Source organism: Chitinophaga sp. (assembly GCF_036566945.1).
In the GTDB taxonomy this organism is placed as follows: Bacteria; Bacteroidota; Bacteroidia; order Chitinophagales; family Chitinophagaceae; genus Chitinophaga.
The window spans coordinates 1-10,840 of the sequence record NZ_DATCVJ010000488.1; the positions used below are offsets into that span (position 1 = coordinate 1).

10 protein-coding genes are annotated in these 10,840 nt (G+C 46.9%); 9 read left to right on the forward strand and 1 reads right to left on the reverse strand.

The window, feature by feature from the left end:
* Positions 1–70 precede the first annotated feature (70 nt).
* Genes VIP81_RS14935 through VIP81_RS14950 form a run of 4 tightly spaced genes read left to right on the forward strand, consistent with a single transcriptional unit; the run spans position 71 to position 3,602 of the window.
* Complete coding sequence (locus tag VIP81_RS14935) at positions 71–631, forward strand: flavin reductase family protein (RefSeq protein WP_331962141.1); 561 nt, start codon at positions 71–73, stop codon at positions 629–631.
* Between the two features lie 10 nt (positions 632–641).
* A complete protein-coding gene (locus VIP81_RS14940; RefSeq protein ID WP_331962144.1) occupies positions 642–2,234 on the forward strand; it encodes a Na+/H+ antiporter in 1,593 nt (530 codons plus the stop codon).
* 59 nt (positions 2,235–2,293) lie between these two features.
* Positions 2,294–2,812, forward strand: a complete 519-nt coding sequence (locus VIP81_RS14945) for a hypothetical protein (protein WP_331962147.1) — start codon at positions 2,294–2,296, stop codon at positions 2,810–2,812.
* A 7-nt stretch (positions 2,813–2,819) separates the two neighbouring features.
* Positions 2,820–3,602 (forward strand): hypothetical protein, encoded by a 783-nt coding sequence (locus VIP81_RS14950; protein WP_331962150.1) that lies wholly within the window; start codon positions 2,820–2,822, stop codon positions 3,600–3,602.
* Here the strand turns inward: VIP81_RS14950 and VIP81_RS14955 are convergent, their stop codons facing one another.
* On the reverse strand, positions 3,603–4,073 hold the full coding sequence (locus VIP81_RS14955) for a hypothetical protein (RefSeq protein WP_331962153.1): 471 nt from the start codon (positions 4,071–4,073) through the stop codon (positions 3,603–3,605).
* Positions 4,074–4,118: 45 nt separating this feature from the next.
* Between VIP81_RS14955 and VIP81_RS14960 the strand changes: the two genes are divergently transcribed.
* The 5 genes from VIP81_RS14960 (at position 4,119) to VIP81_RS14980 (ending at position 10,745) form a co-directional block, all read left to right on the forward strand.
* Entirely contained in the window at positions 4,119–4,526 is a 408-nt protein-coding gene (locus tag VIP81_RS14960; RefSeq protein ID WP_331962156.1) for a hypothetical protein, read from the forward strand.
* Positions 4,527–4,585: 59 nt separating this feature from the next.
* Entirely contained in the window at positions 4,586–5,473 is an 888-nt protein-coding gene (locus VIP81_RS14965; protein ID WP_331962160.1) for a LytTR family DNA-binding domain-containing protein, read from the forward strand.
* A gap of 145 nt (positions 5,474–5,618) precedes the next feature.
* Positions 5,619–8,369, forward strand: coding sequence for a carboxypeptidase-like regulatory domain-containing protein (locus VIP81_RS14970; protein WP_331962163.1), 2,751 nt, complete (start codon positions 5,619–5,621; stop codon positions 8,367–8,369).
* Positions 8,370–8,389: 20 nt separating this feature from the next.
* On the forward strand, positions 8,390–9,664 hold the full coding sequence (locus VIP81_RS14975; protein WP_331962166.1) for a parallel beta-helix domain-containing protein: 1,275 nt from the start codon (positions 8,390–8,392) through the stop codon (positions 9,662–9,664).
* Between the two features lie 25 nt (positions 9,665–9,689).
* Positions 9,690–10,745 (forward strand): SO2930 family diheme c-type cytochrome, encoded by a 1,056-nt coding sequence (locus VIP81_RS14980; RefSeq protein ID WP_331962168.1) that lies wholly within the window; start codon positions 9,690–9,692, stop codon positions 10,743–10,745.
* The last annotated feature ends 95 nt before the right edge of the window (positions 10,746–10,840 follow it).

Sequence of the window (10,840 nt, forward strand, 5' to 3'; positions counted from 1 at the left end):
AAATGCCTGCAAACAATGTCATGCTTACTGATGTTGATAGGGAGTAGCACATAGCTGAAATAAGGTTACTATGAGAAGAGTCTACAAAAAGGCAGATCTTCCGGTAGCGGAGATCCGCAAATTCCTGGAACCCGGACCTATTGTACTGGTGAGTTCCCGCTGGAAAAACAAGACGAATATCATGACGATGGGCTGGCATACGGTGATGGAGTTTTCTCCTTCCCTGATTGGCTGTATGATCACCAGCGCCAATCATAGTTATGAGATGATTAAGAAGAGCGGGGAGTGTGTCATCAATATTCCTACTGTGGACCTGATCAACGAAGTGATTGGAATTGGCAACAGTACGGGGACACATCTGGACAAATTCAAAAAATTTGGGTTGACCGCAGAAGAAGCCCACCTGGTAAAAGCACCACTGATAAAAGAATGTTACGCAAATTATGAATGTAAAGTAGCCGATACGCAATTGTTATCCGGCTATAATTTTTTTATCCTGGAGGTAGTAAAAGCACAGGCGGCTGTTTATCCTGCCTATCCCAAAACGGTTCACTACAGGGGAGAAGGGGTGTTTATGGTGTCGGGAAAAAACATCGCCCTGCCGGGAAAGTTTAAACCACAAAATCTATAGTACTCATTATATGCTTGCTCATGTCATCGAATATATTATAGTCGTTTTTATTATCCTGTTCCTGGTGATGCTGGCGCAGAAGCTGAGAATCGCCTATCCTATTGTATTGGTGCTGGGTGGGCTGATCATCAGTATGTTTCATTTTCTGCCGTCTATCAGGATCAATCCTGAATTGATTTTACTGATATTTTTACCTCCACTGCTATACGAAGCAGCCTGGTATACTTCCTGGAAGGAGTTCTGGCGCTGGAGGCGGATCATTTCTCTCTTTGCATTTGTGATTGTGATTGTGACCTCGCTGGTGGTAGCGCTGGTGTCTCATGCGTTGATTCCGGGCTTTACACTGGCGTTGGGCTTTCTGCTGGGAGGTATTGTGTCGCCGCCGGATGCCGTTTCCGCCACCACTATCCTGAAGTATGTGAAGGTGCCGAAACGTTTGTCTGCCATCCTGGAAGGAGAAAGCCTGATGAATGATGCGTCCAGTTTAATTATATTCAGCTTTGCCAAAGTAGCGGTGATGACGGGCGTGTTTGTTTTCCGGGAAGCGGCCACCAGTTTTGTGATAGCCATTGCAATGGGGGTGGCCATAGGCTTGCTGGTTGGCGTGATCTATTATGTAATCCACCGTTTTTTACCTACCAGTACGGAAATGGATGTACTGTTAACGCTCACCGCTCCTTATGTGATGTACATTGCGGCAGAATCGCTCCATGGTTCCGGTGTGCTGGCAGTGGTGAGTGGAGGCTTTTTCCTTTCTGCGCGGAGTCAGCGTATCCTCAATTACAGGAGCCGGCTGCAGGGGGCTAACTTCTGGTCAACGCTGGGGTTTTTATTAAACGGATTGGTGTTTGTGCTCATCGGGCTGGAACTGCCGGTGATCATCCGGCAACTGGGGACTGTGAGTCTGGCCGAGGCGATTAAGTACGGTCTTATTATCACGGGTGTGTTAATCGTAACAAGATTGCTTTGCACATTGGGTTCTTCGATATTCACAGTGTTCATCAGCCGTTATATAACCACTGCTGATAGTCGTCCGGGATGGAAAGGACCACTGATTATCGGGTGGGCAGGTATGAGGGGCGTGGTATCGCTGGCAGCTGCCTTATCTATTCCCGTTTATATGGATAATGGTGCGTTGTTCCCCCAACGCAACCTCATTTTGTTTATCACCTTCACGGTCATTTTATTGACCCTGGTGGTGCAGGGCCTCACCCTGCCGCTGCTGATCAGGTGGGTAAATATGGAAGATCCGGATAAGCATTTGTCGCCGGCAGAACAGGAAAAGAATATCCGCGAAGCCTTGTTGCAGCGCAGCATCCGCTACCTCGATACCCATTTTCCGGAGGAGCTGAAAGCCAATCCTGCATTGCAACAGCTGCGGGAAGACCTGATACATCGTAAGTCAGTGTCTATGCATAATAAAACAGAAGGAGTAGATCATAAAATGTATAAGAAGGTATATCTGAAGATGCTGGAGCATCAACGCTATGTATTACATGAATTAAATAAAGATCCCCGCACAGAGCATGAAATTATCAGGAAGTACCATGAACTGGTGGATATTGAAGAAGAAATTTTAAGAATGAAGTATGAGCATGTGTAAGACAGATACCCTCGTTCTGCAAAATTCACAAACTCCGTCATAAATTGTATCTTGCCGCTATGAAAATGAGTGATTACCTCCGGCAGGGGAAGTCCGAAAATTACCAGGACGCAGAACAAAAAGGTTTGATGAAAGCCGGTGAGGTAGCGATTTTGCTGTCGAAGAAATTCAATACTAAAATAGCCGCAAAGGAGCTGGAGCCGTTTGCCACAGAATGGCATCATGCGGGCGTATTTAAGAGCAGTGCCGGCCAGTCGCTGCGGGGGCGCAAAGTTTATTTTTTCTCTGCTGCCGATGCGGGCAACATCTCCCTGGAAAAAATACTCGCTAACAGGAGTAAGGCGGCAAACAAACCATTGCCGGATACCAGTATGGTACAAGGTTGGTATACACAGTATTTTCGTATGACCGATCCCGTTACACGCAAAACATTTTCAAAACCATTTATAGGCATTTATAAAGGACCGGCGAATAAAGCGCCTAAAGGCTTCAAAGCATTAACAGCAGAAGCTTTTGCGGTGGCAGAAAAGAAGCGGGGAAGAGAATTGAAGCCGGGAGAAGTGCCAGATTTTAAATAACGCCAATATGTTTTCCCGTACCTGTTTCCTGATCACCTTTGGAGTATTGCTGTGTATGAACGGCTACTGTCAGCATTTTGCAAAAAAGGATTTCGACATTATTAATGCAGTGGTGGATAGTGCCAGCACAAAAGCTGTGTTGGTAAAGCGATTAAACGGGCTGCTGAAAAACTATATGCCTTCCCGTAGTGGCATTGGAGCACCGCTTAACCGGCAGCTGGACGGGGAGTTTTATCATCAACGTATCGTAGTAAGATTTTATCCCAATAATTTTTTTATCAACTTACTGACAAGGCATGATAGTATTTTTTTTAGTACGGTCTGCTTTACGGGAAGTGCTTTTTCAGAAGGACCGGGATTTAAGGAGGCCGATAGCGCTGTCAGGGCTATACATTACAACACAGCAGTAATGGCCACTTTTCTGAAAAACAGGAACAGTTTTTACCAATCAGAAAAAACGCTGAACGATCTGGCCGTAGAACTTTCCGGTAACGATGTTTATTTGATGAATTGTGGTGCCGGCTCTCGTCTCACTGTAGAAGATAAGCAAGGCAATGATCTTCTGAAAAAAGAAGATCCGTTCCCGGAAATTAGGGCGATGTTGCAAAATTTTTCATGTGAAGAACAAGCTTACGGTGTAACAGCCATTGATATGCTGATCAACAAAGGTGTATCGATAGATAATCTCACTAGTAAATTATACAAGTATATCAGGAAAAGAAACACCACCGTCATTACCTGCTCCTTTTGCATTATTGGTGTCACCAAAAAACTCTACGACCAACAATAATTATCGCTTCGCCAGCTTCTCCCTAAGCTGCTGATATTGCGCCGTAAATAATTCCGGTGGCAACTTCATTTCCAGTAATGACAGGATCTCTTTGTACTGTCGCCGGAGAAACATGCTGTGGGCTATTTTCAGCTTTCGGTCCAGGTAATAGATCGTGGTTTGAGGATCATCGTATTTCCCTACTTCTGCCATATCTACTTTCGTGATCGTTTTCCAGTCTATATCATGCGGGTTCCATCCTCTCTTAAAAACAATGGAGGTATCTGTCATGATGAGTTCCAGTCGCGCATAGGCAAACATCGACCAGGCCAGGAATAAAAAAGCAACCCCAACAAAGAGCAGGACCGGGGATATATTGATCTGTGAAAAGGTGAAACCCGCCATGATAAGCATGATCACACTCATCACCCAACACATTATCCTGAAAAAATCCGGTATACGAAACCGTTCTGTAGTATAAATGGGCGCCATATGGGTGCTGATTAAAATTCACCTGTAATATAATATCTTATATATTTGCACCCTCAAAAAATCGATATGACCTACCAGGAGAAATTGCAGGCGGTAAAAGCACATTACCCTTTTGAACAATGGAGTGAGGCCTTTTACCCGGACGAAAATGACTTAGGTGGTATGGAACAATACACCCAGGAAAACTGTGATGCCGCCACTGCCATCATGGATGAACTGATTGCTGACTTGCAGGCTGCCGGTGAAAAGGCAGATCAACAAACCAAACTGGCCCTTTTTGAAAAGGCTGTCAAAGCGTATAATGACCTGAGTGATGAAATTGCTCATTTCATAGAAACCAGTGAACGGGAAGACCTCTGTGATGTATTCGATATGATCACGGTGGCTGCGGGATTAGATCCGGCCGACTATGCCGATGGAGAAGGGATTACGGATTTATGGCGGGAATGGTAAACGGGGGATCGGGATTCCGGCTTTTTTACTTATCTTAAATGAAGAAAATCATCCATGATATGAAAAGCATGCACACTTTGCCACTTATTTCAAAATATGCCGCAGAGCAACCCCGCTTTACTTTACTGGACCCTGTTGCCAACAGGATTGCCCTGATCGCCTTTTGCAGCGTGTTCAGCTTCCTGTTCATGTATATCTTCCTGCCCTTTAATATCAATATGTGGTATGAAGGACAACACCTTGCCCTGATGCCCCTCTTCCTCATTTTTACCTTAGGTGGGGTAGTGGTGATGTGTATCACCCAGTTCGCACTGGCAAAAATTCCCCTGCGTCGCAAACTCACCAACGCCACCTACGGCTGCTGGTTCCTGGGCGAAATTGTGCTGGTGTCGCTCGTGGTCACCATCGTGAACGTAAACATTATCGATAGCTTCTTTTTTACCTGGTCGGAATTTACCAATACCCTTTATTATACCTCGTTCATCCTGCCTTTGCCCTACTGCATTGCCCTTTTATGGTTTTTTACCCGGGAAAAGATGGCCCAGCTGAAAAGCCTGAAACAGGAACAACAGGCGCCGGTAGCCAAAACCGACGATAGCTGCATCCTCCTGCGTGATGAACATGATAAGCCGGTGCTTACCCTGCACCCGAACAAATTACTGCTCATGAAGGCAGAAGATAATTATGTACAGGTTTTCTACCTGTCCGGTAATACTATCTGCAAGGAGCTGATCAGAACCTCCATGAAAAAAATGGAAGCCTGTTTACCTGCCGGCACTTTTGTGCGCGCACATCGCTCTTATCTCGTGAATCTGACCAAGGTGGTTCTTTTTAAGAAAAATGCAAAAGGACATTACCTGCAACTGGAAGGGTTAAACGACATCAGCGTACCGGTATCGGCTACCTTTTTGCCCACGTTCCAGGAACGATTCGCCCCCACCGCCTGATTTTTACCCCCAATAGCTCCCATTTCGCCCCAAAGTCAATCCCACTGCCATTTCCACTCGAGGTATTTTGGTAATATCGCTGTGTTACTTTGCCATGATTACACACGTTAAATCTTACAACCAAACCATCTAAATTTTCCCGCCGATGTTAAGATCCATATTTATAGGGTTGGTTTGCCTGTTTCTGTCGCAGTATAGTGCAATGGCACAAATTGTACTCTCCGGAAATGTTCGCAACAGCGTCACAAAAGAAGTGGTTCCTGTGGTATCTGTTACCATGAAAGAAGCTCCCAACGGAGACTATACCAATGACCAGGGAAACTTTAAATTCTCTACACGGAAAAATTATCCTGTTACCCTTATACTGTCATCGGTAGGCTTTGAATCAAAAGAAATCATCATTTCCGCCCCCGGATTTCAAAAGGTAGAGCTAACGCCCGCCTCTGTACTGGGTAAGGAAGTGGTGGTTTCTGCCAGCCGGTTCGTCCAGAAAAAAATTGAATCACCGGTGACCATTGAAAGAATCGGTTCCAAAGACATCATCAACTCGCCCCAGCCCAGCTACTATAATATGCTGCAGGGCCTCAAAGGGGTAGATGTGACCACCTCCAGTTTGCTGTTCACCACTGTTACCACCCGCGGCTTTAACACCAGCGGTAACACCAACTTCACCCAGATCGTAGATGGTATGGATAACCAGGCCCCCGGCCTGAACTTCCCCATCGGCGCCATCATCGGGCTCACTGAACTGGATGTAGACAACCTCGAAGTACTCTCCGGCGCCTCTTCCGCCTTATACGGCTCCCGCGGCCTGAATGGTACCATGGTGATGACAGGCAAAGACCCTTTTAAATACCAGGGCCTCAGCGCACAGATCACCCAGGGCGTCAACCACGTAACTAAAGGAAAGGCCAATGATCCGATGGGTCCTTCGCCTTACTACGACTGGACCGTTCGCTGGGCCAAAAAAGTGAATGACAAATTTGCCTTTAAAATAAATGTGCAATACACCCAGGCGAAAGATTGGATGGCGAACGATACCACCAATACCAACGGCCCCGGTGGCCCCCTGACAGACCCTAACTATAATGGGGTGAACATCTACGGCAGCAAAACATCTGTAGACATTAACCCTTTCCTGGAAGGGGCCCTGCAACAGGTACCGGAACTGGCGCCTATCATCAATCCTTTGCTGGCAGAAGGTAACCACAATGTGGCCCGCACCGGCTACCCCGAGTATGGTTACCTGAGCAGCGACGCCAAAATGTTCAAAGCCAACCTGGAACTGCGCTATAAGATAAAACCCAAACTGGAAGCCATTCTCTCTGGTACCTACGGACAAGGCGATGCGGTATACAGCAATGATACCCGTTATGCGCTGAACGGCTTTCACCTGGGCCAGTACCGCGCAGAAGTAAAAGCAGAACATTGGTTTGTACGTGCTTATACCACCCAGGAAAATTCAGGGCATACCATCATCGCCAGTCCTACCGCCCAGCTGATCAACGAAGCCTGGAAGCCCAGCTACGACGGCAACACCGGCGACGGCTGGTATCCGCAATATACCAGCGCCTTGCTGGAAGCCATGACCCAGGGTAAAAGTTACCTGGACGCCAGCAATATGGCCAGAACTTTCGCCGATCAGGGCAGACCCGATGCCGGCAGCGCACAGTTCCTGCGTTTGAAAGACAGCATCTCCAACATCCCTACTTCAAAAGGAGGTACCCTGTTCACCGATAAAAGCCGTCTTTTTAATGCAGAAGGCCAATATAATTTTACACACCTCATAAAATTTGCAGAACTCATTGCCGGATTAAATTATCGCCTCTACCGCCTCGATTCGAAAGGGACCCTCTTCCCCGACAACGACTCCCCGATCGATGTGGCAGAGTACAGTGCTTATGCGCATCTCACCAAAAAAGTAATACACGAGAAACTGAGCCTGGCCGCCGCTTTCCGCTACGATAAAAATACCCTGTTCGCCAAACCCCGCGTAACTACCCGCGTATCAGCCGTACTGGAAGTAAACAAGGAAAGCTTTATCCGCTTCTCTTACCAGAATGCTTACAGCTTCCCGTCTAATATACAATCGCTGCAAAGCACACCTATCGACTATAACAGCTTCGCTTCCGGCGGCTCCGACCGCCTGCTCAACGGTGTATATCATTTTGATCAGTACCCTGCTTACACGTTGGGCAGCGTGGATACTTTTCAACGGACCAAAAATCCGGCAGACCTTAAACAGTTTGCGTTAAATGATATCAAGCCGCAGTCGGTAGATGCGTTCGAGTTAGGTTATTCCTCCCTCATCGCCGGCCGCGTACTCGTTGATGTACTGGGTTACTTTTCTACCTGGAAAAATTTTATCGGATACGTAAACGTAGCTAATACACCCGGCAGCACCGATCCAAATAATTTCCTGGATCACAGCACCTACATACAATATAACATTGCCTATAACGGTGCGGAAAAAGTAAATACCTACGGTTATGCCGCCAGTGTGAGCGTGGACCTGTCGCACCACTTCCTGGCGAAAGTGAATTTCTCGTCCGACTTCCTGAAAAACAGGAACAACAGCCAGGTGAATAATTTCAATACGCCTAATTATAAATTCAATATAGATTTCGGTAATACCGGCTTTGGTAATAAAGAACGTTTCTCTTTTAATACCACCTTCCGCTACCGCCCTGCCTTCTTCTACCAGATTGGCTTTGGCAACGGTACCGTGCCTGCTTCTGCGGTAGTGGATGCACAGGTAAGTTATCGCCTGCTGCAGGCACATTCCACCATCAAACTGGGTGGGGTAAATCTGACCAATACCTACTACAGGAACGGATTTGGTAGTCCTGCTATTGGCGGTATGTATTATGTAACCTTTGCTTACAATGTTTTCTGATGTTAAAAACAAACCCATATATGAAACGATATCATATCTGCTTATTATTGATTGCCCTGTTGGCGGCCTGTCAAAATAGCCCGAAAGTAGAAGAAACAGGTGGCTACAAAACACGATTGAATTTCGGTCCCGGCGATGAAGCAAAGATTGCAGAAGCTTTCCTGTCGCTTACCGACAGCAGTAGTATTACCCTGAAAGAAGGGCTGTATAAATTCGATAACCTGAGCATTGCCCAGTTAAAGCATATCCTGATCCAGGGCGCGGGGCCGGATAAAACTATCCTCGACTTTTCGGCCCAAAGCCAGGGTGGGGAAGGTATCCGGGTAACCGATGTAAAAGGTTTTACAATCGACGGTCTTACCCTGCGTGATTCCAAAGGAGATCTGATCAAGATCAACAAAAGCGAAAATGTGGTAGTCACCAATCTGCACGCCGTTTGGACGCTATCGGATTCCACCAGCGGCGGCTATGCCATTTACCCGGTGATGTGTAAAAATGTATTGGTAGAAAACTGTTATGCACAGGGTGCTTCCGATGCGGGCATCTACGTAGGACAAACAGATAGCGCCATCGTGCGTAAGTGTAAAGCTTTTAAAAACGTAGCCGGCTGCGAAATAGAAAATACCTCACATGCACAGGTATACGACAACGAGTTTTGGGGAAATACCGCAGGCTTCCTCATTTTCGACCTGCCCGACCTGTCGAAACGTGGTGGCTTTGTAAGTGCACATGACAATTATTTCCATGACAACAACGAAAAGAACTTTGCCAAATCCGGTAGCTTCGGTTCTACCTGGGGCGTGGGTAACGCCGCTCCCGGCAGTGGAGTGGTGATCCTGGCCGCTTCCGATATAGAACTGTATAACAACCGTATCATCAATAATAATTCCAGCGCCATTTCTGTGGTATCCGGATTTTTTATAGATGAAAAGGCAGGTACAAAAATCAACGACCATTATTTCCCTATACCTAAAAATGTATATATCCATGATAATATCATGGAGGTAGGTCCTGCTTTTCCGCCGGCTGCATACGAACATCATACCGGGAAAGTACTGGTGGGTATAGAGCAGCAGTTAAATGCCATGGACCCTTCGCGTAAAAATGCCCGTTTACCTTTCATTACCTATGACGGCATTACCACTAATATATTGACCAAAGGCACAGCGGTGAATCCGGATTCACTTTGTATTAAACAAACCGGTCCTAATTTATTCGTGAATGTAGATGCCATGAACATGACATCGAAGAACTGGCACCCCAGTACAGATGTGGCGCCTTATGTTTGTAAATAGTGATTATTAAATTTTTTTTAGGGAGATGAGGAAGCCTTGCTTAATTATTGTGTGTTTTATATGCTGGATCGCCGTTTCGCAGAGCTGCCAGCAGAAACCAGCGCCTGCAGCCACTGCGGGGCCATTTCAGTTCAAAGAAAAATTATCGGACTATGGTTTCTTTACCGGCGCATTGAAAGAATTGCTGCCACGTAAAGGGGTGTTGAACTACGAATTATCCACCCCGTTGTTCACCGACTATTCGGTGAAAGACCGGTTCATTGTGCTGCCCGATGGGAAAGCGATGAACTATACGCCCCACGGCGCACTGGATTTTCCCGATTCGACATTTATCGTAAAAAACTTTGCCTATACGAATCCCGCCCGTCAGAAGGTGATGATCGAAACCCGGCTGCTCTTCAAAGATCCGGCTGACCACGGGTGGAAGGTGATGAACTACCTGTGGAACAAGGAACAGCTGGACGCGGAGAAGTGGATCCTGGGAAAAAAGATCCCGATCACCTTCGTGGACGACAGCGGGCATGAGCAGTCCACCGTGTACCAGATGCCCAATACGAACGACTGTAAACGCTGTCATATTAATAACAGCATCCTGACGCCGATTGGTCCCAAGGCGCGTAACCTGAACTTTACCCGCAGCGGGCAAACACAGAACCAGCTGCAGCAATGGGCGGCCAATGGCCTGCTGACAGGCCTTCCCGCCATCAATGAGGTAGCACAGCTGCCCAACTGGAAAGACAGTGTCCATTTTACGGTGAACCAACGCGCCAGGGCCTATCTTGACGTTAACTGTGCCCATTGCCATACGCAGGGCGGAGATGCCTATAATACAGGTCTTTTCCTCGAATACGAGCAAACGGGCGCCGATCACCTGGGCATCCTGAAATCGCCTGTTTCCGCCGGTGGTGGTGCAGGGGGACTGGATTTCGACGTGATTCCCGGCGATGCTCTCCATTCTATTCTGGCCTATCGCATGAACAGCGTAGAACCGGGTACCGCTATGCCGGAACTGGCGCGCACCGTGATTCATAAAGAAGGAGTGGTGCTGATTAAACAGTGGATTAATGAAATGAAGAAATAGTGCGCGTTTTTGTCTTTCTCAGGATTATACTGATTTAGATGATTTTCCAGATTTTGTCTTTGTCCAGGATTATACTGATTATACTGATTTTCCGG

What these genes read in the sequence shown, in the direction of transcription:
- VIP81_RS14935 (WP_331962141.1), top strand. Translation starts at nt 71, where the DNA reads ATGAGAAGAGTCTACAAAAAGGCAGATCTTCCGGTAGCGGAGATCCGC.
- VIP81_RS14940 (WP_331962144.1), top strand. Translation starts at nt 642, where the DNA reads ATGCTTGCTCATGTCATCGAATATATTATAGTCGTTTTTATTATCCTG.
- VIP81_RS14945 (WP_331962147.1), top strand. Translation starts at nt 2,294, where the DNA reads ATGAAAATGAGTGATTACCTCCGGCAGGGGAAGTCCGAAAATTACCAG.
- VIP81_RS14950 (WP_331962150.1), top strand. Translation starts at nt 2,820, where the DNA reads ATGTTTTCCCGTACCTGTTTCCTGATCACCTTTGGAGTATTGCTGTGT.
- VIP81_RS14955 (WP_331962153.1), bottom strand. Translation starts at nt 4,073, where the DNA reads ATGGCGCCCATTTATACTACAGAACGGTTTCGTATACCGGATTTTTTC.
- VIP81_RS14965 (WP_331962160.1), top strand. Translation starts at nt 4,586, where the DNA reads ATGAAAAGCATGCACACTTTGCCACTTATTTCAAAATATGCCGCAGAG.
- VIP81_RS14970 (WP_331962163.1), top strand. Translation starts at nt 5,619, where the DNA reads ATGTTAAGATCCATATTTATAGGGTTGGTTTGCCTGTTTCTGTCGCAG.
- VIP81_RS14975 (WP_331962166.1), top strand. Translation starts at nt 8,390, where the DNA reads ATGAAACGATATCATATCTGCTTATTATTGATTGCCCTGTTGGCGGCC.
- VIP81_RS14980 (WP_331962168.1), top strand. Translation starts at nt 9,690, where the DNA reads ATGAGGAAGCCTTGCTTAATTATTGTGTGTTTTATATGCTGGATCGCC.